Here is a 24,639-nt window from a genome sequence, read left to right as displayed (position 1 = left end):
GTCCTTGTCGGGGTCGGTGGGGTCTCAGGCGTAACGGGCGATGCCGCCGCCCACGTCCAGGGCGGAGCCGGTGATGTAGGAGGCGCGCGGGGACAGCAGGGCGACGATCGCGTAGGCGACCTCGTCGGCGCTGCCCAGCCGCCCCAGCGGGATGCCGCGGTCCGCGGCCAGTCCGGCGCTCCACGCCTCGAAGTCCGAAGTGGACCCCGACGCTTCGTGGCGGCGGCGCCACTGGCCGGTGTCGATCAGGCCGAGGCACACCGAGTTGACGCGGACGGCGTCGGCGGCGAGTTCTCCGGCGAGGGTCTTGGTGAGATTGAGCAGTGCGGCGCGGGCCGCCGAGGTGGCGGCGAGTCGCGCCTCCGGCTGGCGCGCCAGGATCGCGTTGACGTTGACCACCGCGCCTGCGTCCGAACGCCGCAGCCACGGCAGCGCGGCGCGGACCACGTGCAGCACGCTGAAGATCTTCAGGTCCAGTTCGTCGCGCCACTGCTGGGGTTCGGTCTCGTCCAACCGCGCCATCAGCGAGCGGCCGGCGTTGTTGACCACGCCGTCCACCCCGCCGAACGTCTCGGCGGCCTGCTCGACGAACTCCCGCACCGCGACGTCATCGAGCACATCGCAGGCGCCGGTGTGCAGGCGGCCAGGCAGTCCGTCCAAGGCTCGTGCGAGCCGGTCGCCGTCGCGGGCGCAGGCCGCGACGTTGGCGCCCTCGCCGAGCAACATCCGCGCCGTCTCCAGCCCGACGCCGGAACTCGCACCGGTCACCACGACGGTGCGACCGGTCAGACCGAGGTCCATGTCTTCGTCCTCCTATCTGCACACGAATCCACCGTCGACGAGCAAGGTCTGGCCGGTGATGTAGGCCGCGGCGTCCGACAGCAGAAACCGCACCGCGCCGACGAGGTCCTCGGGCTGCTGCGCGCGCTCCAGCGCGCGGTTGATCCGGTAGAGCTCGTGTCGTTCACCCGGAACCGCCCGGGTCGCTTCGCACTCGGTGATGCCGGGCGCCACGGCGTTCACGGTGATGCCGTCCCGCCCGGCATCGCGGGCCATCGCCCTGGTCATGGCCACGATCGCGCCCTTGGACGCCACGTAGTGCATCAGACGGGGCGGGCCGTAGAACGCGACGTCCGAGGCGACGTTGAGGATGCGGCCTTCTCCCCCGGCGCGCAGCTGCGGGTACAGCGCCTTGGACACCAGCCAGGTGCCGCGCAGGTTCACCGACATGATCCGGTCGAACTCGTCGGGCTCGATGTCGTAGAAGTACTTGCCGCCGACACCGTCGGCCAGCGCGGCGTTGTTGACCACGCCGTAGGCGCCACCGAGTTCGGCGACCCGGTCGGCGAGCCGCTGCACCGAGTCCGGGCAGGACACGTCGGTGTCCACCCGGTGCACCGGAACGCCGTGCTCGCCGAGCTCGGCGGCAGCGCCGGCGGCGAGGTCCGGGTTGCGCTCGGCCAGCACGACGTGGGCGCCCGCTCCGGCGAGGTCGTGCGCGATGGCCAGGCCCAGGCCCCGCCCTGCGCCGGTGACCACGACCAGTCGTCCGGTCAGCGTCACAGAACACCTCCACGGGTGTCGATCTCGGTCAGGAACTCCCGCACCGCGGCGTTGAACTCAGCCGGTCTCTCCTGGTTCGCGGCGTGCCCGGCACCGCCGATCTCGACGATCCGGGCGTCCGGGATCCCGTCGGCCAGCGCGCGGCTCTCGGCCACCCCGGTCACCTGGTCCTGCTCGCCGACGACCACCAGGGTCGGCGTGGTGATCAGCGCCAGCTGGGCGGAGTGGTCGGTCGTGGCCATCACCCGCGCGGCATTGCCGTAGCCGGGCATCCGCACCCGCGACATCAGCGCCACGATCTGCTCGACGACCGCCGGATCCGCGCCCGGCGCCGCCAAGCGCGGACTGCGCAGCGCGGCGAACTCGGCGGGCCCGCGCCTGCGGAGTTCGCCGACCCGCGCGCTCATCGCTGCCCGTCCGCGGTCGGTGCGGCCGGATCCGCGCGAGGAGTCGGCCAGGACCAGCGACCGCAACGACTCGGGCGCCTTCAGCGCCACGCGGGTGGCGATCACACCTCCCCACGACACTCCGAGCAGGTGCGCTGGTTCAGCGTCCAGCCCGCGCAGCACGGACACGACCGCATCGGCGTAGGCGTCCAGCTCAGGTTCCCCGGGCAGGTCGGGTGAGCCGCCGTAGCCCGGGGCGTCCCAGGCGATGACCCGGTGCGCATCGGCCAGTCCGGTCAGCTGTGCGTGGAACGCCTCAGCCGCTCCGCCGATCCCGTGCAACAGGACCAGCGGCGTGCCCTTCCCCGCGTCCAGAACATCCACATCGGACACTCGTCGGCGGATCATGCGAACGCCCCGGTCGGGCGGGCCAGCTTGGCAACGGCGGCGAGCACCGCGTGCGGGACCACGCCGCTGGTGGCCGGGTTGCCCGGCGAGGGGTGGTTGCGGATCTCGAACCGGTAGTCGCCCGAACCACCTTCGGCGGTGATGACGTGGCTGGTCAGCGGGGCGTTCGGGTCGGCGACGACGGTGGCTTCAACCAGGTCCCAGTCCTCCACCGCCAACGCCACCGAGGCCGCGACGTTCGCCGAGGCCGGGAACGCCGCGGTGACCTCGCGCGCCGGACCGCGCATCAGCTCCACCGGTTCGGCGGTGGAGCGGATCCGCTCCTGCTGCTCGGCGTCCATCCACCTCTGCACCAGCGTCGGTGCCTTCTTGGTGGTGACGATCCGAACCGCCGACAGCCCGCCCTCCCGAGCCGCCGCGGCCAGCACGTCCAGCCCTCCGACAGCGCCGCTGCACAGGTGCAACGTCCCCGGGCCGGTATCGCGCAGCTTCGTCAGCAGCGCATCGTCGGCCAGCGCGCCCACGGACACCACCAGCAGGTCCGCGCCGGAGGCGACGATGGACGGTCCGAGCTCGGCGAGCGCGCGCTGGCCGGCGCACTCGACGACCAGGTCCGCCTGCTCGGTCGCCGCTTCGATGCCCAGCACCGGCAGGTCGGGCGGGTCGGTCGGCCCGGCGTGCACGACACCGACGAGCTCCGCGCCGGGCACCTCTCCGTCACGCAGGCTGCGGGCCACGACGCCGCCGATCGCGCCGCAGCCGAGGATCGCCACCTTCACGGCTGCACCAGCTCCCGGTAGCCGGGGTCGGGGGTGCCCGCCATGTGCGCGCGGGCGTCCTTCGACGGCGGACCGGCGGTCCCCCACTGGTCGGAAAGCTCCGCGGTGCGCCGCCACACCCGGCACAGCCACGCGTCCTCCTCGACCTGCGCGACGTCGGAGGTGTACTCGCAGACCAGCCCGGCCGGATCGGCGAAGTAGGAGAAGGTGTTCGAGCCGGGTCCGTGCCGTCCCGGCCCCCACAGCGGCGTGATGCCGTTGTGCTTGAGCCGCCCGATGCCGCGCATGAAGTGGTCCATCGATGGCATCTCGTAGGCCACGTGGTTCACCGAGGTCCACTGCGCCTGGTTGAAGGCGATCACGTGGTGGTCGGAGTTGCAGCGTAGGAACGCCATCTGGTGCTCGGACCAGTCCGAGATCCGCATTCCGAGCACCCGCGTGTAGAACTCGCAGGCGGCATCGATGTCGACGGTGTTGAGCACGACGTGCGCCACCTTCCGCGGCACTGCGGGCAACCCGTCGGGATCCTTCGCCACCACCGCTTCCACGTCGCAGGACAGCTCGATCAACCGTCCTTCCGGGTCGACGAACCGCAGCCCGTAGCCGCCGCCGATCTGCTCCAGCGGCCCGGGGTCGGCGAGCATCGGGATCCCCAGCTCGGCCAACCGCTTGCCTGCCGCGTCGATCTCGGTTGGCGTGCCGACCGCGAAGGCGATCTTGCCCAGCCCGTTGCGCTCGGCCTGCCGCAGCTCGACGATGTGGTGCTCGGGCCCGGTTCCGCGCAACCACGCGGCGTCCCGGTCGGTCTCCACCGGGGTCAGGCCCCAGATCTCGTGGTAGAACTCAGCGGCCTCGGCGAAGCGTTCGGTGCGCAGGCTGACCGCCCGCAGCGATCGGAGCTTCACCACTGGTCCGTTGTCCGGCAATCGCATCGTTCTGACTCCCATCAGCGGGCGGCGGCACGGGCGGGGCGACGCTCGGCGCGGGACGCGGCCTGCCGCTTGGCCTCGGCGCGCAGCATCCGGCGCAGCCGGACCAGCGCGATGTCGTGCTGGTAGAGGTTCTCCCGGGCCCAGGCGTCGGCCGGCATCGCCTCGGCCATCGCCCGGTCCTGCTCGAGCACCTGCCAGTGCCGCGCCTCCAGCCGGTTCTTGTAGAGGAACCGCCAGCTGTCCCGCTCCCAGCCCCGGACCTTCCGGCAGCGCCAGAAGAACCCGGCGTGCTGGTGCTCGTTGATCGCGGTCACGCAGGCGACGATGGTGAACGGCCCGCCCGGACCGGCGGTCGCCGGGTACGGGATGTCCAGGGTGACCGACTGCAGGCCCCCGGTGTCCACCCACTCCGACCAGTCGAAGTTCACGCCCCGCTGGTCGGTCTTCTCGAAGACGAACCCGGTGTCGGTGTCGCGGATCTGGAACACCGCCTCCCGCTTCCCGCTGAACATGGTGTGGCTGTTGCGGTGCAGGAAGGCCCCGTGCATCGGGTCCATCAGGTTGTCCACCGACAGCAGGTAGGAGCAGTCCCACTCGACGTAGCAGAGGAAGTCGTCCCAGTCACCACCGGAGATCGGCTCCGGCACCCGCAGCGGTGCGGGCTCGGCGTCCTCATCGGCCCCGAACCACGCGAAGATCGCGCCCGCGTGTTCTCGAGCGGGGAAGGTGCGCAACGCCTTGCGCCCCTCCAGCGCGCATCCCGGACTCCCCGGCACAGACGCGACCACACCATCGCCGTCCAGCTGCACCCCGTGGTAGTTGCACGCGATCCGGTCGCCCATGTGCACGCCGAGCGACAACCGCGCCGCGCGGTGCGGGCAGCGGTCCTCCTGCACGTGCACCACCCCGGAGGAGTCCCTCCACAACAGCAGTTCCTCACCCGCGCGGTCGATGCGGGTCAGCTCGCCGGGGCGGACCTGCCGCGACGGGCACAACGCATACCACCGGTCGCGCACGCCCAGGGTGAGCAGACCGTCTTCGGTGTGCAGCGAATTGGTCATCGCGGTCAGTCCTCCCTCGCGCCGAGCCGGGCGATCTCGCGGGTGAACGATTCCTCTGTCCACTCCGCGCCGTCGGCCGGCCGGACCCCGGTCTCGTTCAGCGCTGCGACGACGCCGGGCAGGTCGTGCACGCCTCGGCCGTAGATCGCCTCGAGTTCATCGGCGAAGGCCTCTTCGTAGCTCGTGGTGGGCCGAAACCGGCTCTGCACCGGCTCCAGGTTCAACGGCATGTCAGTTTCTCCTCCACTGTTCCCGCGCAGCATCGAGCCGGGACGACAACGCGGTGCGGCAGTCACAGATCCAGCACGAGTTCGCCCGAGCGGCAACGGGAAACGCAGATCATCATGGTGTCGCCGGTCTCGCGCTCGGCCGGGCTGAGCACGTGGTCGCGGTGCTCCGGCTCGCCGCCGAGGACCTTGGTCTCGCACGTCCCGCAGACACCCTCCTGGCAGGAGTTCGGCACCTGGATCCCGGCCTCGGCCAGGGCATCCAGCACCGAAGTGCCCGGACCGACCGGAACGCGGACGCCGGAGGTCTCGCACACGACCTCGAACGCACCATCCGGAGTGGACGCGATCGGTTCCGGCGCGCGGAAGCGCTCGACGCGCAGCGCCGACGGATCGGGCAGCGCCGATTCCACCGCGCTGATCAGAGGTTCCGGCCCGCAGCAGTACACCAGCTCCCCCGCGGCCACCGCGCCCAGTTCGGCGCACAGGTCGGGCGGGCCGCCGTGCTCGTCGTCGGCGTGGATCCGGACCCGGTCGCCCATCTCCCGCAGCTGCGGCAGGAACGCCATGCTCTCCCGCGAGCGCCCGCAGTAGATCATCCGCCAGTCCGCGCCGCGTTCGGCGAGTCGCCCGGCCATCGCCAGGATCGGGGTCACGCCGATGCCGCCCGCGATGAGGAGATGGCGCTCGGCCGGTTCCAGCGGGAAGTTGTTGCGCGGCCCGTCGACCTCCAGCAGGGTTCCCGCGGTCAACCGCTCGTGCACCCAGCTGCTGCCGCCGCGCGAGTTCGGCTCGCGCAGCACCGCCACCGTCCAGCTGCGCCGGTCGGCCGGGTCACCGCACAACGAGTACTCCCGCGTCATCCCGTTGCCCAGCCGCAGCGCCAGGTGCGCTCCCGGTTCCCACGCCGGCAAGTCGGTTCCCGCCGGGTCCCGGAACTCCACCTGCACCACTCCCGACGCGAGCCACGTCGTGCTGTGCACTCGAACCGCGTGCGCCATGCTCCTCACCCCGGGTCTTCCTCGAAGCGGTTCAGTCTCGCGTGACGCCGTGCACCGGCGAGGTAGCCGGATACGTCGGCAGCTGCGGCTTCTGCGCCCCGATCACCACGCAGAACAGCGCGTCGGTGTCGCCGATGGCCTTCAGGCTGCGCGGCACCCCGGCGGGAACCCGGATCAGGTCGCGGTAGCCGAGCACGCGGGTCGCGGTCTTGGTGCCGTCCTCGACGTCGTGGACGCCGACCTCCAGCTGACCCTCCAGCACGAAGAACACCTCCTCCACGTCGTGGTGGGTGTGCTCCGGTCCGATCGCGCCCGCGGGCAGCCGCATGTTGGAGAAGGTGAAGTGCTCCGAGGGCAGCGTCCGGCTGTCGCCCTCGTGGTTGCCGGTGGCACCGGAGCCGATGTAGCGAATCTGCGCCCGGCGGAACTCATCACCGGCCTTGGCCTGGAACGCGAGCGTGTCCCAGTCCTCGTGCCGGCTCTCCCGCGAGGCGATGCAGGAGTCGATGAGGGCGTCCAGGTCGGTGCGGGCCTCGGCGTGTGCAGCGGACATCGCTCAACCTCCAATTCCTTTTAGCAGTAAGTGTTTAAGCGTTGAGCAGTATGAGCATTCCGCTGCGACACGCGCAACCCCCGGCGCCAAACTTCCGCAAGCGGCGGCTTGTTTCCCCTGGTCACCGCCGAGTTCCGGAGATCTCCCACGCGCAGCGCAACCCAGGGGTTGACTTAGCAATAAGGTATCTAGTCATCCCCATCAGATGCCGGAGGTGCATCATGAGAACCCTTCCGATCCCTGACGAGATCCCCGTCGCGGGTCGCTGGCGGCGCGGTCGCGGCACCCCGCTGGAGTGCATCGACCCGGCCAACGGCGATGTGATCGCGAAGCTCACCGCGGCCTCGCCGGCGGACGTCGACGAAGCGGCCCGCGCTGGAGCGACCGCCGCAGCGGCGCCCTCCTGGCGGGATCTGCTCCCGCACGAACGCGCCCGATTCCTCGTCCGGATCGGAGACCTGATCGACCGCCACGCCGACGAGCTGGCCGAACTGCAGACCCGCAACACCGGCAAGACCCGGGCCGAGACGCGCGCGCTGGCGAGCAGCGCGGCCGGAACCTTCCAGTTCTACGCCGCTGCGTTGGAGACCACCGAAACCCCACTGAGCCCGCAGCGCGGTCCGTACCTGACCATGAGCGTGCCCGAACCGATCGGCGTGGTCGGCGCGATCACCCCGTGGAACTCCCCCATCGCCAGCGATGCGCAGAAGATCGCGCCAGCGCTCGCCGCCGGAAACGCGGTGCTGCTCAAGCCCGCCGAAGCCACACCTCTGGTGTCCCTCGCACTCGCCCGGCTGACGGTCGAGGCGGGGCTGCCTCCAGCACTCCTGTCGGTCCTGCCCGGCAAGGGATCGGTGGTCGGGGATGCGATCGTCCGGCACCCGGCGGTGGGCAAGGTGTCCTTCACCGGCGGGACCAACACCGGCCGCGCCGTCGGGCACCTCGCCGCGGACAAGTTCATGCCGCTGACCAGCGAACTCGGCGGGAAGTCCCCGACGATCGTGTTCGACGACGCCGACCTGGACCAGGCAGCCGCCGGGATCCTGTTCGGGATCTTCTCCTCCAGCGGGCAGAGCTGCATCGCCGGTTCCCGGATCTTCGTGCCCGAGCCGGTCTACGGCGAGTTCGTCGAGCGCCTGGTCGCCGGGGCGCAGCGACTCCGGGTCGGCCCGGGCACCGACCCGGCCAGCCAGGTCGGCCCGCTGGTCACCTTCGCGCACCGGGACCGGGTGGCGGCGATGGTGGACCGGGCCCGCGAGGAGGGCGCGAACGTCCTGTGCGGCGGCCGGATCCCCGATGCCCCGGAACTGACCGGCGGCGCGTACTACCTGCCGACCCTGCTGGACGGGCTGAGCAACGACGCGCGCACGTGCCAGGAGGAGATCTTCGGCCCGGTCGGCGTGGTGCTGCCCTACCGCGACGAGGACGAGCTGATCGCTCAGGCCAACGACACGATCTACGGCCTCGCCTGCGGGATCTGGACCCGGGACTACCGGCGGGCCTGGCGGGTGGCCCGGCGCATCGACGCGGGCACCGTGTGGATCAACACCTACAAGCAGTTCAGCATCGCCACGCCGTTCAGCGGGATGAAGGCCAGTGGTGTCGGCACCGACAAGGGCCGCGACGCGATCCTGCGCTACACCCGCCAGAAGAGCCTCTACTGGGGCCTCGACGAGGCCCCGCTCCCCTGGGCCCGGTGACCCGCGCGGGCGAGTGCTCCTCCTCGGTTTCGCGCGCCGGGAAGGTTCACTCCCCCGCGCGCTTGGCCTCCGCGTGGTCCAGCGACGCTTCGAGCCGGCTGAGCAGGTCGGCGAGGCGCTCCTGCTCCGTGGCGGACAGACCGCTGAGCATGTCGCGCTCGTTGGCGAAGTGCGCCGCGGCGACCTCGTCGGCGAAGGCGAGACCCTTCTCGGTCAACTGCACGTAGACGGCCCGCCGGTCCCCGGCGTCGCGTTCCCGCCGCACCAGACCGGCGGCTTCGAGCTTGTCGACGCGTTGAGTGATACCACCGGTGGTCACCAGCGCGGCGTCGGCGAGCTCACCGGCAGTGCGCCGGTACGGGCTGCCCGCCCGGCGCAGCGAAGCGAGGATGCCGAACCCGGCCATGGTCAGGTCGTACGAGTGGAAGAGCCGGTTCAGCTGGTCCTGGTAGCGGTGGAAGGCGCGGTGCAGACGACCGAACACCGCCATCCCGGAGGCATCGACGTCCGGGACCTCGCGCCGCCACTCCGCCAGCATGAAGTCGACCGCGTCCGGCCGGGACCGGCTGCGCCGAACCACCCGCACTCACCACCCAGAACTCAACGAACAAGAAGCACTAAGAATAACAACACTAAGGTAATACACCCAGTTCCCCAGCTCGGACGGCATGGCCGGACGCGGGTGGGAAAACGCGCCACCGCGGATACTCGCCGGCTGGATGAATCGGCTGATCGGACGGACACGCACGCGAACTGCTCCGCAGCGGCCGGATCGTCGACCTGCACGCCGTGGTGCGCAAGGCTCTGCGCGTCGGCCAGCGGTCGTACTCCATCAAGTACCTCGAACCGCTCTACATACCGAGCATCTCCGACGAGCTCGGCATGAACCCGGTCCGTTGATGGTCGTCAAGCCGGGGAAGCGGTTCCCGCAGGCGGCGTCATCGAGGACGGTGGGTCCAGTGTGGACGTGAGTGCGCTGAGTCAGGAGCCGTACAGCTCGTCGACGAGGGCGAAACCGTCCGCGATCCAATTCAGTTCGGTGCGGGCGCGGGCGATGAGGCCGTCGTAGGCGTACACCTTGTAGCGCACCGCGAACTCGGCCTCGCGCTCGGTCAGCTTGGGCAGGCGGGCCGCCAGGGTGGGATGGGTGCGGTCGACGAGCGCAGCCCGCGTGCCCTCGAGCATGCTCAACTGCTCCTCCCAGTACGCCTGCTGCTGCCGGAGCTGCTCACGCACCGACGCGGGGTCGGCGAAGTCGAAGTAAGCCGCCTTCAGGTACGCCGGGTCGCGCTGCCGCTGAGGCGCCAGCGGGGACTCCATCCACTCCCGGAAGTCGGTGAGGCCCGCGTCGGTGACGTGGTACTCCTTCTTCGTCCCCTTCTTGCCCCAGGGCACCTCGACCGAGGTGAGCAGCCCGTCTCGCTCCATCCGATTGAGCTCGGGGTAGATCTGCGAGTCCGGGGCGTGCCAGACGTGGGCCACCGAGCGGCTGAAGCTCTTCGAGATGTCGTACCCGGTCATCGGACGACCGGTGAGGAGCGCGATCAGCGCGTAACGCAGCGACACGACACCTCCCCCTCCGAACTCCCAAGCTACCGATCATTGCCAACTAACTATATCCATAGTTAGATTGTGACCCGCGCAACACATACCTATCTTCATAGGGAGTTCTCTTGCTCAGCACTGCCTCCCCCGAAACGGACACCGCGCCACCGACCACCGCTGCCGCGAAGATCTTCAACCACCCCCGCAAAGCCTGGTACGTCGCTGCCTGGGACCACGAGGTCACCGGCAAGCAGCCGCTGGCCCGCACGGTCGCCGGGGTGCCGCTGGCGTTGTGGCGCAACGCAGAAGGCCGCGCGGTCGCTCTCGCGGACGCCTGCTGGCACCGGCTCGCGCCGCTGTCGAAGGGCAAGGTCCTGGGCGACGAGCTGCAGTGCCCCTACCACGGCCTGCGCTACAACGCGGCGGGTCGCTGCACCGGAATGCCCGCGCAGGAGACGATCAACCCCAGCGCGATGGTCCCCTCCTACCCGGTCGTCGAACGTTACCGGTACGTCTGGGTCTGGGTCGGCGATCCGGACCTGGCCGACCCGACCGCGGTGCCCGACATGCACCAGATGGACGACCCCGCCTGGGCCGGCGACGGCGAGACGATCCACGCCGACTGCAACTACCAGCTCATCCTCGACAACCTCATGGACCTCACCCACGAGGAGTTCGTGCACTCCTCGAGCATCGGCCAGGAAGAGCTGTCCGAGGCCGAGTTCGACGTGACCCACGAGGGCAACACGGTGACCGTCAGCCGGTGGATGCGCGACATCGACGCCCCACCGTTCTGGCTGAAGAACATGCGGGACAAGTTCCCGGACTTCTCCGGCAAGGTCGACCGCTGGCAGATCATCCACTTCGAAGCGCCGGGCACGATCCGCATCGACGTCGGTGTGGCGAAGGCGGGTACGGGTGCGCCCGAAGGGGATCGCAGCCAGGGCGTCAACGGGTACGTGATGAACACGATCACACCCGAGACCCATCGCACCTCCCACTACTTCTGGGCGTTCATGCGCAACTACCGGCTGGACAGCCAGACCATCACGACCCAGCTGCGCCAGGCGGTGCACGGGGTCTTCGGCGAGGACGAGGAGATGCTGCGCGCCCAGCAGCGCGCCATCGACGCCAATCCCGAGCACGAGTTCTACAGCCTCAACATCGACGCCGGCGGGATGTGGGTGCGCCAGATCCTCGAGCGCATGCTCGCGGCCGAGGGACGCCCCTCCTCCGCGGCGGACGCCGGTCAGGGGGCCTGAGATGGCGGTGCAGGCACAGACCCGCTGGCAGCGGGCCCAGGTGGTCGAGGTCTCCGACGTCGCCGACGGCATCCGCCGCATCGTCCTGGCCCCCGAGCAGCCCGAGCACGCCGCGCCCGGCACGCACATCGACGTCCAGATCGGGGACGACGCCCGCCGGGTCCGCTCCTACTCCGTGGTGCGCTCCGAGGACGGCGGCCGCAGGCTGACGCTCAGCGTGCGGCTCTCCCCCACCTCATCCGGCGGCTCGGCCGCGATGCACCGATTGCGGGTCGGGGACGACCTGGGGGTCACCGGGCCGCTGCAGAACTTCCCGCTCGCGGTCGGCGCGACCCGCTACGTGCTCGTCGCCGGCGGCATCGGCGTCACCGCGCTGGTGGCCATGGCCTCCGCGCTGCGCCGGCGCGGTGCCGACTACCAGCTGGTGCTCGTCGGACGCAGCCGCGCCGCGATGGCCTACCTCGACGATCTGGTCGCCGAGCACGGCGACCGCGTCCGCGTCCACGTCGACGACGAGGGCACCTCGCTGGCGGTGGAGGACCTCGTCGCCGGTATCGCCCGGACACCCGCCGCTGCGGGCACCGAGCTCTACATGTGCGGCCCGATCGGGCTCATGAACGCCATCTCGCGGCGCTGGGCCGAGCACGACCTGCCGACGACCAACCTGCGCTTCGAGACATTCGGTTCCGGCGGTCAGCACCAGGCCGAGGAGTTCCTGGTACGCCTCCCCGACCTCGACCGGGAGATCGTCGTCGCACCCGACACCTCGATCCTCGACGCCCTCGAGGCGGCCGGAGTCGACACGCTCTCGGACTGCCGCAAGGGCGAGTGCGGGCTGTGCCTGGCGAAGGTGGTCGACTCCACCGGCACCATCGACCACCGCGACGTCTTCCTGAGCGATTCCCAGAAGGAGCGCTCGAACAGGTTGTGCCTCTGCGTCTCCCGAGCAGTGGCATCCGGCAGCGGCTCGGGAGATCCCGCTGTCCTCTCCCTCCGCCTCACCTGAGCCGGTGCACCACAGGGTCCGCACGGATCCCTCACCACCTGGAGACCCATGAACGTCACCGCACGCATCTCGCAGGCACCGATGAGCGGCTACCAATGGTTGATCGTCGCGCTCTGCACCTTCATGAACTGCCTGGACGGCTTCGACGTCATGGCAGTCGCCTTCACCGGGCCGTCGGTCACCGAGGAGTTCGCGCTCAGCGGCTCGGAGTTCGGCCTGCTGGTCTCAGTAGGTCTGATCGGGATGGCGATCGGCTCGATGCTGCTCGCCCCCTTCGCCGACCTCATCGGTCGACGCCCGCTGATCCTGATCAGCCTCACCCTCGGCACGATCGGCATGTTCGGCGCGGCGGCGGCATCGTCGGTGACGGTGATGGGCCTCTTCCGCCTCATCACCGGCATCGGTGTCGGCGGCGTCCTGGCCAGCACCAACGTGATCGCCAGCGAGTTCTCCAACTCCAAGAACCGCGGTCTCGCCATCGGCATCTACACCGCCGGGTACGGGATCGGGGCCACCGCGGCCAGCCTGGTCGCGAAGGCCACCGTGGGCGGAGACTGGCGAATCGTCTTCTACGCCGGCGGTGCCGGGACCCTGCTCGCCTTGATCGTGATCGCCGTCGTCCTGCCCGAGTCGGTCGCCTTCCTCGAGCAGCGCCGTCCGAGCGGCGCGCTGGAGCGGATCAACCGGACGCTGGCCCGGATGCGGGTGGAGGCTGTCACGGACGCCGACCTCGACGAGGCGGCCGCCACGCGGACGGCCACCGAACGGGCCGGCTCAGGATGGCTCAAGCAGCTCCTGACCCCGACGATCCTGCTCTGGCTGGTCCTCATCACGATCATGTTCGGCTTCTACTTCGTCAACAGCTGGACCCCCACGCTCCTGGTCGAGGAAGGCCTCTCCGAAGGCGCCGCGGTGACTGCCGGGATGGCGATCTCGATCGGCGGCACAGTCGGCTCGGTCCTCTACGGCGTCGCCGCCCGAGTGCGCGCGCCGCGCGTGGTGCTGATCGGGTTCTCCCTGTTCTCGGCCGCGATGATGATCGTCTTCATCGTCACCGCCTCGACCCTGTGGCTCGGGGTCGGCATCGGCGTCATCGTCGGCGCTCTGATCAACGGCTGCATCGCCGGTGCCTACACCGTCGGCCCGCCGCTCTACCCGGCCAACATCCGCAGCGTCGGCATGGGCTGGGCACTCGGGATGGGACGCATCGGCGCCATCCTGTCCCCGACCGTCGCCGGCATGCTCAAGGACGCAGGTGCTTCCGCGACGCAACTCTACGTCGGTGCCGCCGTGGTGGTCGCTCTCTGCGCGCTCGTCCTGGTCAGCCTGCGCCGGTACGACCCCGAATCCGCCCGCACGCCGAACGAGGCACTCGCCGCCTGACCCCTGCTCGGTCTCCTCGCGCTCGGGCCGACCGGGTTCTCCGGTCGGCCCGCAGCTCCCGCTGCCGACCGCCCAATCCACCCTGACCCATATCAGGTCCACAAGATCGTCGTGCTCCTCATCATGTCATGGGTCGTCTCCGCCCCTGTGTTGGATGTGAGGGCTCTGTTCGTGTCGCGGAGTTGGTCAAAACCGTTCCACCTGCGGTGAGCGGAGCCGGTTGCGGGTGTCCAGCACGCGGTCGGCGTAGCGCTCCAGCAGCGCCCAGTCGAGCATGTCGTGGTCGGTCAGCACGATTATCAGGTCAGACTGGGAAATCTGGTCGGCATCGAACCCCACTAGCCGTACGTGGGACGGAACTTCGTCCGGGTCGATAAGAGGGTCGACCGCGCGAAGGTTGGCGCCGAGCCGGTCAAGGCGCTCTGCCACGGCCATCGACGGGGAGTTGCGTGCGTCACCGGAGTTCGGCTTGTAGGTCAACCCGATCAGCAGGACGTCGCTGCTGTTCACGGACTTCCGGCGCCGATTCAGGTGTTCCGTGGCACGTGCGACGACATAATCCGGCATGTGTTCGTTGATGTCGTTGGCGACGTCGACCAATCGGAACTCCTGTCCCAGGGAACGCCTCACCTGCCAGGACAAGTAGGAGGGGTCGATTGGCAGGCAGTGCCCGCCGACACCGGGGCCGGGCGAGAAGCGCATGAACCCGAACGGTTTGCTGGCCGCCGCATCGAGGACTGACCACACGTCCACGCCGAGTCCGTGCGCGAACACCGCGAGTTCATTGACCAACGCGATGTTGATGTGCCGGAAGGTGTTCTCCAGAAGCTTTGCAAGTTCCGCCTCCCGAGTGCCTGGAACTGGAACGGTCACCTCCACCAGCTGGTCGTAGAAGTGTCGGACGACGCGCAGCGATTCCGCGTCCACACCGGAAACGATCTTGGGCGTGTTGTGGAACTTCCAGGTCGGGTTGCTCGGGTCGATGCGTTCTGGACTGTAACCGACGTGAAAGTCGGCACCCGCGCGCAGTCCTGAACCGGCCTCCAGGATCGGTACGAATATTTCCTCCGTGGTACCCGGGTAGGTGGTGGACTCGAGCACTACGCAGCAGCCGGTCGAGATGTGCGTGGACAACACACGGGCAGCCTTCTCAATGTACCGCAGGTCCGGTGCGCCGTCGTGCAGTGGAGTAGGTACGCACACCGAAGCGAAGTCGAATCCACGCAGTTCGGCGTGATCGCTGGTTGGCACGTACCGGCCCGTCGCCAGAGCCGCCGCGAGTCGCTCGTCGTCCACGTCGTCGATGAAGGACTTGCCCCTCTGGAGCAGATCGATGCGGTCCTCGTCGATGTCAAGACCGACGACGTCAAATCCTGCCTCGCAGGCGCGCATGGCGACCGGAAGGCCCACGTAGCCCTGGCCGACGACGACAACTCGTGAACCGGGGATTCCGATCGCCTCTTCCGGACTTCTCCTGCATCCGTCCGTTCGTGGAAATGCGACGGCACGCTTCGTTCCCACGGCCGTTCGGCCATCTCGCTGCATGAGGACTCCTAGCAGAAGTACCGGTAAAGCAAGGATCCGGCTCTACCGGTGATGTCATCGGGGACGGATTCGTCGGTGAACAACCCGGTGATGTCGCCGAGCAGGTCATCCACTTCGGACCGTTCAGTCGAGGACTCGCCTTGCGAGCGCAAGGCCACGACCTGCTTCTCGTCATCGGCGTACTTCCGCTTGAAGTGCAGCAGCCCCGGCTGATCGAGGTCGCTGACGCCCCAGTCGACCAGCCTGAGCCCGCGATCCACAGCCCAGCGGATCCCCTCCCAGTAGATCGCGTCGTTGGGGCGCAGCTTCAGCCGGTCCTGCAACGACGAACCGAACTTGAAGTGCAGCACGCCGTTCCACTGCAAGAACACCGCAGCAGCGACAGGTTCGTCGCCCACGCGCGCTGTCATGGTCACCACCGAGTCGTCGGGATGGAACTGCTCCCACAAGTTCTCGAAGAACTCCACCGGCTGGGCCAGCATCCGGTACTTGCGCTTGCGCAGGCGGACCTGCATCCGGTGAAAGTTCCTCAGCGCTTCCACACCGGTGTTGGCGACGATCCGGACACCGTTCCGCTCGGCCGCAGCTATGTTGCGGCGGGCGGTGGCAGAGATCCGTTGGTGGAGTTCGGGCAAGGGAGCGTCCAGCCGCGTCGCGTGCCAGGCAAGCCGGCCGGTTTCCCCCAGCCGCGGATCCCGCACGGGGACCTCGGAACGCAAGCACCGCAACATCATGGGGACGCCCTGGTCGACGACCCCGGAGGTGAGCTGTTGCCATACGGTCTCGTTGGGCGCGAATGGGTCCGCCCAATCGGAGAACGGCAGACTGCACAGCCGTTCTCCGCGGACGTCCCGGACGCGGACCCAGGCGAAGCCGCCGACTGCCGCTCCCGACGCGTCCACCGCGATGCGAGCTTCAGCGTTGAAACCGTACGTCCGGCACAGTGCCTCCAGCCACGGTTGCGAGGTGAACACGCTGCCCTGCGGGCCAGCGGCGAGTTCGGCCCATCGCGGATCCTTCCGCGGGTCGACGGTGACGATATCGGGAGTGGTGCTTCGCATCAGGGGCTTCGCATGCGTACGGGAGAGCCGGAACGGTGGTGGCTCCCGCAGCGTTCCCACCGCCGTGGACCGCGCTGCTAGCAGGTCATCGACGGTGATAGCGCCGATTTCCCGGTGCCGTACCAGGCCGCGGCGGCCGAGTTCGGTCGCGAGCTGGCGCTGGTGGTCGTCGATGGCCTCACCGAACCGGCGCTCCCGGGTGACCACCACCGGCGCTTTCCCCGCATCGAAGGCCAGTAGCACGGACCCGGTACCGGAGTGGCTGATCACCACGTCGGCCGACGATAGTGCCTCCGCAAGCTGGTTGATCGGCAGGTACGGCTTGGTTTGGATCGGCAGGTCGTCCACCGGCGCCGGACCGGTCTGCCAAAGCACCTCGACCGGCAGGCCGGTCGCGCGCTGCAACGCACCGTCCCGCTCGAGCAGCGGCACCAGCGATTCGATCAGGCGGCGGAACGGGTACACCGATGAGCCCACCGTGACCACCACGCGCAACCTGTCTCCCAGCGGGAAGTCGGCGGTCGTCGCCCGGTAAACGTCGAACTGGCTGCCGCCGTGGCGCCAGCCGCGGCCAGCAGCGTCCGGGTACTGGGTGTAGACCCGGACCCGGGGTACCCAGCGGAGCAGTTTCCCGGTCAATGACGGGCTGTTCACCCGTGCGGCGCTTTCGATGTAGTGGCACTCCACGCCGCGCGCGGCCAGGTAGGGCAGAAAACCGAGTGCGATGCCGGAACCGGTGGAGATGGCGCGGGTGATGCCCCGGGCACGCCACAGGCGGTGCGCTATCGGCAGGCACCGCAGCACGCCCGACACGCTGCGGCATCCGACCGGCCGGACGTGTACGACGTCCCGATCCGCCAGCATCGACGTGCTCTGCTCGTTGCGGTTTGTCACCCATACCGCCGGGCCGTCCGCGGGAATCCGCTCGGACAGTCCGTGCAGCTGCGCCAGGTGACCACCCGTGGTGGCCACGAAGAGCGTCGTCATCGGGCACCGCCCCCGCGCAGCATCGACGGCAGGGTTCGGGCGAGGATGCCGAGATCGGTCTGCAGGCTGCGGGACCGCACGTAAACCAGGTCCAGCCGAAGCATGTCCAAGGTGCCCATGGTGCTGCGGCCGCTGACCTGCCACAGCCCGGTCAGCCCGGGTTTCACCGCGCTCCGTGCGGCGAACTCCGGTGGGAACATCGCGGCCTCCCACTCGAGGCACGGACGTGGGCCCACCAGCGCCATGTCACCGCGTAGCACGTTCAGCAGCTGCGGCAACTCGTCGAAGCTGGTACGCCGCAGCCAAGAACCAACCGAGGTGATGCGCGGATCGCGGTCCAGCTTGAAACTGCCGCCGACGGAGGTCTTCTCACCGCGCAACTCGCGAGCGATCATCTCGCGGAGCGGTTCGTCGCTGCACCCCAGTTGCATGGTGCGGAACTTGTAGAGGGTGAACGGCTTTCCGCCCTGCCCGACCCGGCGTTGCCGGAACAGCGCAGGACCTCGGCTGGTGAGGCGGATGATGCCGGCGACGATGAGCATCGGCGGCGCAAGCACCGCCAATCCGACGGCTGCACCGACCACGTCGATCCCGCGCAGCACGGCCTGCTCCCACAGAGGGCGCCGTCTGCCCGGGTTCAACGTTTCCGGTGCGCGCTTCGCCCGCACCATCGGTGTCGGTCTCCTACACGTCGGGAGACCGGTCGAGAGCAAGATCTTGAGTGCTGTGCATGTCATCATTGAGCCTCCCCGCCGTGATAGCCAGCAGAACGAACAGCAGATCGCCGAACCCCCGGACCACTAGGTGAATGTCGATCAGGGACAGAACCAGGACCATCCACCAAGCGATCTCCAGCGTTGCCGCGCACGCCCCTGTCGAGCCCGGACGCGGGGCCAACCGGCTGGCCCCGCGCAGCACCGCGACGGACAGCCAGGCGAACGCGACCAGCAGCGGAATCCCGCCGACCCAGAGGAAGTGCAGGTAACCGGATTCGAGGTAGATCACGTCCCGCCAGGTCTCCGGGGCAGTGAGCACTGAGTTCGGCGAGATTCCGAAGACGAAGCGTCCCTCTGCCAGCTGCGGCAGGTAGAAGGTGGTGAGGTTGTCCCACCGGCCGAGCCAGCTGCGGGGCACGGCGTAGCCCTGCGCGAAATCCGCCATGCGGCCGAGGAACGCGGGCGCGCCGACGAGTACAGCGATGCCCGCGATCGGCAGGAATCTGATTACCTGGTGCCGGGCCTGGGGGTAACGGCGCAGGATCAGCACTCCTGCCACGAGTGCGGAGATCCAGGTCGAGAACTGCCCGCTCGCGAGGACGCCGGCACCGAGCAGGACACCGAGCCCGATCCGTTCCCACTTGCCGAGGATTCCGCGAGTGCCGCAGTACAGCAGGAGCATCAGCCCGACGATGATGTAATCGCCGGTCGCGATTGAGGACCCCAGAGTCGCCGTGCCGCGGTCGCTGGTCTCGTTCTCGCTCGCATTCCAGAACGCGCTCAGCAACGTCAGCACAGGTTCGACGCCCAGCGTCTGCAAGATCGCCACTATCGACAATCCGGCAGTCGGCCAGACCACCAAGCGGATGCAGCGAAGCCGCTGTTGTTCGGTGTGCACGGTCAACCGGACGAGCAGGAACAACGCCACGAGTTTGCACACCGGCAGCAGCGCCACTAGATCGGTGTAGTGTGGTTCGGCGCCGCGCAGCATCATCGACGCGATCGGCCACACTGTGCTGAGCACAGCGAAACCGGCTAGCGGAAGGTCCAGCGGCCCCAGGCGCAGCGGGATCGGATCACCACGTAGCAGCCGCAGCCAGGCACCGATACATGCCCCGGCCACCAGCACGGCGAACAACGCCTCGTTCGGTCGCACTCCCGGCACCAGCGTGCCCCGTTCGATACCCGCGAGAAACGGCAAGGTCAGCAGGTAGGCATAGGTCGCGAACACGGGGCGGTACGCGGCCGTGGCAAGAAGCATCGCAGCCACCAGTACCCCGGCGACCAGCGGCCCGGCCACTGCGACGGACAACCCGGCCAGCGATGCGCACAACGCCGCCAGGATTATGACCAGCATGTCCGTGCGGTCCGTGACCCTGCTGGAAATCTCGTCGCGTCGGGGCAGCAGAACGCTCATGGGCATCGTCCGATCCAGCCAATGCGCACCGCTCCGGCGTAGACGGCGATCGACGCCAGTCCGCACGCACCGAGGACGATCACGTATCCAGCCCGGCTGATCTCGCCGACGCTCAGAAACCAGCGGCCGAAAGCGACGATCGGCACCATCGCGATGCAGGCGAGAAGAGCCCGCACGATCTGCACGTGGTCGATCCAGCGTTCGGGCCGCAACGCGGCTCGCAGACCGAAGAGCACGATCACCGCTCCGGCCAGCTCACCCGCCAGCAGGCCCCCGCACAGCACCACCAAGCGGAATTGGTCGTCCGGTACGAGCAGTGAGGCGACTGTGACGGTGAGCGACGCGGCCAGCAGTGCGTAGCTGGCCAGCCGCGGGCAGCGGGTGTTCAGCCGCGCGAACAGCGCATCGAGGCCGACCATGTGCACGCTCGCCGCGAACTGGGCGACTGCGATCACCGCGAGGCAGGCCGCGAGCTGGTCGATCAGCTCGTCCGAGTGCAACTGCCCGTTCGCCAGCACGCTCGCCACCGGGTGAGCGAGCACGGTGAGCAAGAGCAACGGAGGCAGGCTGGTGATCGACGCGAGCGTCAGGGCTTGTCGCCACGACGCGCCGAAACCGCTGTGGTCGTCACGTGCAACTGCGACTGACATCCCGGGCAGGACGACGGTCGATACTGCCCGCGCCCCCAACGCGGTCGGGACCTGCATGACCGTGTAAGCGCTCTGCACCACGATGACTCCGCCAGGCACAGTCGACGCGGCGGCCAGGAGCACGTACAGCGCGGCCGATCGGGTAAGGGGCAGGCTGATCGAACTGCGCAGCCGTCGTAGGACGGACGCGACCTCCGGGTCCGATCGCCAGCGCAACGACGGGCGCAGCGGCAGCCCCGCCCGGGACGCCCCGAACAACTGAAGGCAAGCGTGCACCGCAACGGCAAGGGTGCTGCCAAGCCCGAGAACGACCAACGGGCCAGCGGTAATCTCCGCGACATCGAGCCCCGGCCCCCAGTGCACACCTACCACGACTACGGCGGCGATGAGCACCACGTTCTCCGCTGCGGGAGCCACGGCCGCCAGTGCGAAGCGTTCGCGGACCTGCTGGGCAACAGCCCCCAGCGCTGCTGCTGTGTAGAGCACGACCTGTGGGGCGACCAGCAGGACGAGCACTGTTGTCGTCTGCTCGGCTTGTTCCCGGAGCAAGGGCTGCGGGATGCCGAGGCTCAGGCACCATCCGAGCAGCGGCGCGGACAGCGCCACGATACCGGCTAGCACTGACGCAGCGATCAGCAGGAATCCGCTGAGCCGGCCGAGCAGCCAGATTGCTCGGTCTGTTCCACCGCGTGCGAGCACCTGCACCACGGTCGGGACGATCACGAGAGCGAGCGCGGGCCCCGCGATTACGCTGTAGGTCAGGTTGGGGACCATGTTCGTGGCGACGAACGCGTTCGCGAAGTAGGTCGGGCCGAGCACCGCACCAGCCACGACGACCCGGACAAGCCCGGTCAGTCGGCTGATGAGGATTCCGCCGGATACGACGGCAGAACGCCGCACTGTTGTCCCGGCGGCTGGCCGGGACAGGTCGGCGCGCAGCACGGGGTGAGCACTCACCGTGTGCTCCACCGCCGGACCAGGAGCACAGCGGTGACGGCTGCGACCAGAAGTCCGGTGAGCGCTCCGGCCGCCGTGGCGAACACGGGGCGGGGGCTGACGGGGTCGGTCACCGAGTAGGCCGGCACCACGACCTTGGGTTCGGACCGCGCGAGTTCGGTAATGCTGAGCTGGTCGAGCTGCGACTGCAACTGCTGCTCACGTTGCTGCAGGCCTTGCACCAGAGCTTCGGCGGCGTCCAGCGAGGGCGAGCCGGGTACTGCACGTTCTCGCGAAGCCTGCGCGGTCGCCTCGGCGAGCTGTGCCCGGACATCGGCGAGATTCCCGATCACGTAATCGTCCACTCCGGACTCTCCATTGGTTCGCGCCACGTCCCGGTAGCGGTCGACGATCTCCCGGGTCCGGCGCAGGGCGACGTCGGGGCCACCAGCCCTGGCCTCCACCTGCAGAACCTCACTGCTGTCCAGCAGCGACATCGTCACCGCCTTCTCCAATTCCTCCACCGGAATCCGCTCCTGGGCGGCGACCGGCCCAAGCACCTGCCTGCTGCGCAGCAGCACCAGTTGGGTCGTCAGACTCCGGTCCTCGCGCAGGAAACCGGTCGACTTCTCCTCGCCGATCTCGAAGAGGATCTGCGCGCGGGCCGCGTAGACCGGCGGCCACACCAAGGCCCCGATGAATGCGGTGGCGGCTCCGAGCAGCACGATCAGCAGAGATACGCCCAGCAGTCGTCCCTTGTTGGCCAGCAGTTCGGACCACACCCGGCTTTCCGGCGCGGGCGACGGGATCCGCCGGTCTTCCTGAGCGCCAAGGAGCGGTCTGACGGACGCGGCGCCGGTTCTCACCTGCGCGGCGTCCAAGCGCGGAGCGTTGACCTGTTCGTTGTTGGAGTGTTGGGTTTCGGTCAAGGCCAGACACCTCGCAATGCGCCACAAACCCGTACGACGTCGCCGTCGTCGAGCGTCGGGGAGATGGGCAGGGACAAGATCTGCGTGGCCGCCTCCTCGGCGACGGGAAGCCGTTCGTCGCAGCATCCGGCGAAAGCCGGTTGCAGGTGGCAAGGAAGCGGGTAGTGCACGCCCCACCCCACACCGGCCGCGGAAAGAGCCGCCTTCGCCTGTTCCCGCCGCAACGTCCGCACCACAGCGAGGTGATGCACATGCTGGGCTTTGGGGTCCACGGCGACCGGCTCGAAGGACGTCGGCAGCGATTCCCGGTACCGGTACATGAGTTCGCGCCTTCGCGCGTTGTCCGAGTCCAGCCGCGGGAGTTTCAAGGACAGCGCTGCGGCCTGGATGCTGTCGAGTCTGCTGTTCCGGCCTGACAAATCGTGGCGGTGCCGGTCGTGCGCGGCTCGACCGTGGTTCGCGAGGCGCCGCACCCGGTCAGCCAACTCGACGTCGCTTGTGACGACGGCGCCGCCGTCGCCCAGTGCGCCGAGGTTCTTCCCGGGGTAGAAGCTGAAAGCGGCGGCGCGGCCGACACTTCCGGCGGGATGCCCGCTGTAGCGCGCTCCGTGCGCCTGTGCCGCGTCCTCGATGAACGCGAGACCGCAGCGGTCAGCGAGTGAACTCAGCGCCGGCACAGCGACCATTTGGCCGAACAGGTGGACGCCGATGACCGCAGCAGTACGTCGGTTCACCGCTGCAGCTGCCGCCGCGGGATCGATCAGCAGCGTGTCCGGGAGGACATCGACGAATACCGGTCGCGCCCCGGCCGCACGCACCGCTTCCGCGGTGGCGATGAAGGTGTTCGCCGGAACGATGACCTCGTCGCCGCATCCGATTCCCAGCGCAGTCAAGATCAGCTCGATGGCGTCGGTGCCGTTGGCGACACCGACGCAACTGCGCGACTCGCAGTACGCGGCGAACTGCGCCTCGAACCGTTCGACTTCCGGCCCGCCGACGAACCGGCCGTGCTGGAGGACCGCCTTCCACGCCACTTCCAGGTCCGTCTGCAGGTGGGCGTTGATGTCCACGAGGTCCAGAAAGGGGACCGCACCGGCGCTCCCGTTCATTGCACGACCTCTCCGCGAGCCGGCCCAGCGAGCAGCTGCGGGGCTTCCACGTCATCGGCCGGGCGCTGGGCCGGAACGTCCAGAACCCGTACCGGCCGACCGGTGACCTGTGCCAAGTCCGATGTGCTGAGCACCCGGACGATCTCCAGGCCTCGCCGACCGGAGGTGTTGGGGACTCGGCCGGTGCGTGCGCAGTCGATGAAGTGGGTGTCCTGCACGAGCAGCGGCTCGCGGAACGTCACATGCGGCGAGACTATGTCGCCGGAGCGGTAGGTGATCGGCATCGCGTACGCGTCCGCCGGATCATCGAGACCGTGCGAGTCGACGCCGATGTCGTAGACGCGGATCCGGTCCTCATCGGACGTGTCGTCGTAGACCGCCATCTTCTGGTCGCCGACGACAGTCACGCGGCGGACCTTCTGCGGATTGAGCCAGCTGACGTGGACGAAGGCGTAGGTTCCGGACTTCTCCAGTTCCAGGCGCACGTGCGCCACGTCTGCGTGTCGCCCGTCTACGTGATGATGGGCCCACGTGGTGACCGACGCCGGAGTTTCGCCCATCAGGAACGAGATGATCGAGAGGTCGTGCGGTGCGAGGTCCCAGATGACGTTCACGTCTCGTTGGTAAAGACCGAGGTTCAGCCGCGCGGTGTCGATGTAGAGCACCCGCCCGAGCTCGCCGGAATCGATGATCTCCTTGAGCTTCCACACGGCGGCGTTGTATTCGAAGGTGTGGCCGGTCATGAGCACCACGCCACGTTCATCGGCGACATCGACGAGTCGTTGCGCATCCTCGATCGAGGTCGCCAGCGGCTTCTCGACGAGGGTGTGCTTTCCCGAGAGCACGGAGCGCAGCGCGATCTGTGCGTGCGAGCACGGTGGAGTTGCCACCACGACCGCGTGCACGTCGGGGAGAACCTCGTCCAGCGCGCACGCTGTGCCCGCCACCGGGAAGTGGCGGTGGGCCTCGGCCAGCCGTCCGAGATCCCGGTCGACGACTACCACCTCCACGCCGGGCAACGTGCTGAGAACGCGTACGTGCTTGGAACCCCAATAGCCGTAGCCCACTACGGCAACGATCATGCTGTCCATCCGACGCACAAAGCCTCCAGAAACCAGTTGGGACACAACAGGGATCCGATACGACATCGTTGTGCATCATGTGGAGATCCGCTGATCTGGCAATACCAAAGTGGATGCTCCACCGATTGGCGCACAGCGTCAGCGCGGTCCTGCGCACCCACGAGGAGGCAGACCTCTGACCGGGGACGCGGCGTTGTCACCTGCACGCCTTACTGCGGACGCGCAAAGTGACCACGACGGCGGATAACGAGCAATCTTCGCGGAATCGGTGCGCACATCCTGCGCGGACGAACTAGATCCACTCTCTGGAAGTCGACAATCGCAGGCTGATCGAGTGGCACCGATCTGCCGCCAGGAGAATGCGGAGCGGAAGAACGACAGCGAGGGAGCAATGGACCTCC

General features: G+C 68.7%; 23 protein-coding genes. 4 read left to right on the top strand and 19 right to left on the bottom strand.

Annotated elements, in window-relative coordinates:
* Positions 1-24: 24 nt before the first annotated feature.
* The 9 genes from ATL45_RS27185 to ATL45_RS27145 all read right to left on the bottom strand — a co-directional run bounded on the left by ATL45_RS27185 (position 25) and on the right by ATL45_RS27145 (position 6,910).
* Positions 25-801 carry an SDR family oxidoreductase gene (locus ATL45_RS27185; RefSeq protein WP_093149232.1) on the bottom strand — a complete coding sequence of 259 codons (777 nt, stop codon included), beginning with the start codon at positions 799-801 and terminating at the stop codon, positions 25-27.
* Between the two features lie 12 nt (positions 802-813).
* Positions 814-1,563 (bottom strand): 3-oxoacyl-ACP reductase family protein, encoded by a 750-nt coding sequence (locus ATL45_RS27180; RefSeq protein ID WP_246025573.1) that lies wholly within the window; start codon positions 1,561-1,563, stop codon positions 814-816.
* Positions 1,560-2,357 (bottom strand): alpha/beta fold hydrolase, encoded by a 798-nt coding sequence (locus tag ATL45_RS27175; protein ID WP_093149234.1) that lies wholly within the window; start codon positions 2,355-2,357, stop codon positions 1,560-1,562. The genes ATL45_RS27180 and ATL45_RS27175 overlap by 4 nt, the downstream gene beginning before the upstream one ends.
* On the bottom strand, positions 2,354-3,136 hold the full coding sequence (locus ATL45_RS27170) for an aspartate dehydrogenase domain-containing protein (RefSeq protein WP_246025572.1): 783 nt from the start codon (positions 3,134-3,136) through the stop codon (positions 2,354-2,356). The genes ATL45_RS27175 and ATL45_RS27170 overlap by 4 nt, the downstream gene beginning before the upstream one ends.
* Positions 3,133-4,041 (bottom strand): VOC family protein, encoded by a 909-nt coding sequence (locus tag ATL45_RS27165; protein WP_246025571.1) that lies wholly within the window; start codon positions 4,039-4,041, stop codon positions 3,133-3,135. The genes ATL45_RS27170 and ATL45_RS27165 overlap by 4 nt, the downstream gene beginning before the upstream one ends.
* A gap of 41 nt (positions 4,042-4,082) precedes the next feature.
* A complete protein-coding gene (locus tag ATL45_RS27160; protein WP_093149239.1) occupies positions 4,083-5,129 on the bottom strand; it encodes a Rieske 2Fe-2S domain-containing protein in 1,047 nt (348 codons plus the stop codon).
* A 5-nt stretch (positions 5,130-5,134) separates the two neighbouring features.
* On the bottom strand, positions 5,135-5,359 hold the full coding sequence (locus ATL45_RS27155) for a recombinase-like helix-turn-helix domain-containing protein (RefSeq protein ID WP_093149242.1): 225 nt from the start codon (positions 5,357-5,359) through the stop codon (positions 5,135-5,137).
* Between the two features lie 62 nt (positions 5,360-5,421).
* The gene (locus ATL45_RS27150; RefSeq protein ID WP_093149246.1) at positions 5,422-6,357 is read right to left on the bottom strand and encodes a PDR/VanB family oxidoreductase; all 936 of its coding nucleotides are present in this window, start codon (positions 6,355-6,357) and stop codon (positions 5,422-5,424) included.
* Between the two features lie 31 nt (positions 6,358-6,388).
* Positions 6,389-6,910: a cupin domain-containing protein gene (locus tag ATL45_RS27145; RefSeq protein ID WP_093149251.1), complete on the bottom strand. Its 522-nt coding sequence runs from the start codon at positions 6,908-6,910 to the stop codon at positions 6,389-6,391.
* Positions 6,911-7,131: 221 nt separating this feature from the next.
* Between ATL45_RS27145 and ATL45_RS27140 the strand changes: the two genes are divergently transcribed.
* Positions 7,132-8,610, top strand: coding sequence for an aldehyde dehydrogenase (locus ATL45_RS27140; protein WP_093149255.1), 1,479 nt, complete (start codon positions 7,132-7,134; stop codon positions 8,608-8,610).
* A gap of 46 nt (positions 8,611-8,656) precedes the next feature.
* On the opposite strand, the gene ATL45_RS27135 is transcribed toward ATL45_RS27140, so the two are convergent.
* Together ATL45_RS27135 and ATL45_RS27130 are read right to left on the bottom strand one after the other, a co-directional pair.
* Positions 8,657-9,190 (bottom strand): MarR family winged helix-turn-helix transcriptional regulator, encoded by a 534-nt coding sequence (locus ATL45_RS27135; protein WP_246025570.1) that lies wholly within the window; start codon positions 9,188-9,190, stop codon positions 8,657-8,659.
* Positions 9,191-9,591: 401 nt separating this feature from the next.
* Positions 9,592-10,176, bottom strand: a complete 585-nt coding sequence (locus ATL45_RS27130; RefSeq protein ID WP_093149258.1) for a PadR family transcriptional regulator — start codon at positions 10,174-10,176, stop codon at positions 9,592-9,594.
* A 107-nt stretch (positions 10,177-10,283) separates the two neighbouring features.
* Between ATL45_RS27130 and ATL45_RS27125 the strand changes: the two genes are divergently transcribed.
* Genes ATL45_RS27125 through ATL45_RS27115 form a run of 3 tightly spaced genes read left to right on the top strand, consistent with a single transcriptional unit; the run spans position 10,284 to position 13,806 of the window.
* Positions 10,284-11,417: an aromatic ring-hydroxylating dioxygenase subunit alpha gene (locus ATL45_RS27125; protein WP_093149263.1), complete on the top strand. Its 1,134-nt coding sequence runs from the start codon at positions 10,284-10,286 to the stop codon at positions 11,415-11,417.
* 1 nt (position 11,418) lies between these two features.
* A complete protein-coding gene (locus ATL45_RS27120; RefSeq protein ID WP_093149267.1) occupies positions 11,419-12,423 on the top strand; it encodes a PDR/VanB family oxidoreductase in 1,005 nt (334 codons plus the stop codon).
* 48 nt (positions 12,424-12,471) lie between these two features.
* On the top strand, positions 12,472-13,806 hold the full coding sequence (locus tag ATL45_RS27115; protein WP_093149271.1) for an MFS transporter: 1,335 nt from the start codon (positions 12,472-12,474) through the stop codon (positions 13,804-13,806).
* 186 nt (positions 13,807-13,992) lie between these two features.
* Here the strand turns inward: ATL45_RS27115 and ATL45_RS27110 are convergent, their stop codons facing one another.
* The 8 genes from ATL45_RS27110 to ATL45_RS27075 are packed head-to-tail and all read right to left on the bottom strand — an operon-like array spanning position 13,993 to position 24,238.
* Positions 13,993-15,351 carry a nucleotide sugar dehydrogenase gene (locus ATL45_RS27110; RefSeq protein WP_246025569.1) on the bottom strand — a complete coding sequence of 453 codons (1,359 nt, stop codon included), beginning with the start codon at positions 15,349-15,351 and terminating at the stop codon, positions 13,993-13,995.
* A gap of 8 nt (positions 15,352-15,359) precedes the next feature.
* The gene (locus ATL45_RS27105; protein ID WP_093149275.1) at positions 15,360-17,399 is read right to left on the bottom strand and encodes a GNAT family N-acetyltransferase; all 2,040 of its coding nucleotides are present in this window, start codon (positions 17,397-17,399) and stop codon (positions 15,360-15,362) included.
* On the bottom strand, positions 17,396-18,112 hold the full coding sequence (locus ATL45_RS27100; RefSeq protein WP_246025568.1) for a sugar transferase: 717 nt from the start codon (positions 18,110-18,112) through the stop codon (positions 17,396-17,398). Before ATL45_RS27100 ends, ATL45_RS27105 begins: the two co-directional genes overlap by 4 nt.
* The gene (locus ATL45_RS27095) at positions 18,084-19,532 is read right to left on the bottom strand and encodes an O-antigen ligase family protein (protein ID WP_093149791.1); all 1,449 of its coding nucleotides are present in this window, start codon (positions 19,530-19,532) and stop codon (positions 18,084-18,086) included. Before ATL45_RS27095 ends, ATL45_RS27100 begins: the two co-directional genes overlap by 29 nt.
* The gene (gene murJ, locus ATL45_RS27090; protein WP_143121586.1) at positions 19,529-21,151 is read right to left on the bottom strand and encodes a murein biosynthesis integral membrane protein MurJ; all 1,623 of its coding nucleotides are present in this window, start codon (positions 21,149-21,151) and stop codon (positions 19,529-19,531) included. The genes ATL45_RS27095 and murJ overlap by 4 nt, the downstream gene beginning before the upstream one ends.
* Positions 21,136-22,047 carry a YveK family protein gene (locus ATL45_RS27085; RefSeq protein WP_121505406.1) on the bottom strand — a complete coding sequence of 304 codons (912 nt, stop codon included), beginning with the start codon at positions 22,045-22,047 and terminating at the stop codon, positions 21,136-21,138. Before ATL45_RS27085 ends, murJ begins: the two co-directional genes overlap by 16 nt.
* Entirely contained in the window at positions 22,044-23,156 is a 1,113-nt protein-coding gene (locus ATL45_RS27080) for a DegT/DnrJ/EryC1/StrS family aminotransferase (protein ID WP_093149292.1), read from the bottom strand. The genes ATL45_RS27085 and ATL45_RS27080 overlap by 4 nt, the downstream gene beginning before the upstream one ends.
* A complete protein-coding gene (locus tag ATL45_RS27075; protein ID WP_170210363.1) occupies positions 23,153-24,238 on the bottom strand; it encodes a Gfo/Idh/MocA family protein in 1,086 nt (361 codons plus the stop codon). Before ATL45_RS27075 ends, ATL45_RS27080 begins: the two co-directional genes overlap by 4 nt.
* Between the last annotated feature and the right edge of the window lie 401 nt (positions 24,239-24,639).

The organism is Saccharopolyspora antimicrobica (assembly GCF_003635025.1).
In the GTDB taxonomy this organism is placed as follows: Bacteria; Actinomycetota; Actinomycetes; order Mycobacteriales; family Pseudonocardiaceae; genus Saccharopolyspora; species Saccharopolyspora antimicrobica.
The sequence above is the reverse complement of the archived record's forward strand: the minus strand, read 5'-3'. Positions and strand labels throughout refer to the sequence as shown.

Bases quoted from the DNA above. Each gene is read 5' to 3' on its own strand.
- ATL45_RS27185 (WP_093149232.1), bottom strand. From the start codon at position 801: ATGGACCTCGGTCTGACCGGTCGCACCGTCGTGGTGACCGGTGCGAGT.
- ATL45_RS27175 (WP_093149234.1), bottom strand. From the start codon at position 2,357: ATGATCCGCCGACGAGTGTCCGATGTGGATGTTCTGGACGCGGGGAAG.
- ATL45_RS27160 (WP_093149239.1), bottom strand. From the start codon at position 5,129: ATGACCAATTCGCTGCACACCGAAGACGGTCTGCTCACCCTGGGCGTG.
- ATL45_RS27155 (WP_093149242.1), bottom strand. From the start codon at position 5,359: ATGCCGTTGAACCTGGAGCCGGTGCAGAGCCGGTTTCGGCCCACCACG.
- ATL45_RS27150 (WP_093149246.1), bottom strand. From the start codon at position 6,357: ATGGCGCACGCGGTTCGAGTGCACAGCACGACGTGGCTCGCGTCGGGA.
- ATL45_RS27145 (WP_093149251.1), bottom strand. From the start codon at position 6,910: ATGTCCGCTGCACACGCCGAGGCCCGCACCGACCTGGACGCCCTCATC.
- ATL45_RS27140 (WP_093149255.1), top strand. From the start codon at position 7,132: ATGAGAACCCTTCCGATCCCTGACGAGATCCCCGTCGCGGGTCGCTGG.
- ATL45_RS27120 (WP_093149267.1), top strand. From the start codon at position 11,419: ATGGCGGTGCAGGCACAGACCCGCTGGCAGCGGGCCCAGGTGGTCGAG.
- ATL45_RS27115 (WP_093149271.1), top strand. From the start codon at position 12,472: ATGAACGTCACCGCACGCATCTCGCAGGCACCGATGAGCGGCTACCAA.
- ATL45_RS27110 (WP_246025569.1), bottom strand. From the start codon at position 15,351: ATGCAGCGAGATGGCCGAACGGCCGTGGGAACGAAGCGTGCCGTCGCA.
- ATL45_RS27105 (WP_093149275.1), bottom strand. From the start codon at position 17,399: ATGACGACGCTCTTCGTGGCCACCACGGGTGGTCACCTGGCGCAGCTG.
- ATL45_RS27095 (WP_093149791.1), bottom strand. From the start codon at position 19,532: ATGAGCGTTCTGCTGCCCCGACGCGACGAGATTTCCAGCAGGGTCACG.
- ATL45_RS27080 (WP_093149292.1), bottom strand. From the start codon at position 23,156: ATGAACGGGAGCGCCGGTGCGGTCCCCTTTCTGGACCTCGTGGACATC.
- ATL45_RS27075 (WP_170210363.1), bottom strand. From the start codon at position 24,238: ATGATCGTTGCCGTAGTGGGCTACGGCTATTGGGGTTCCAAGCACGTA.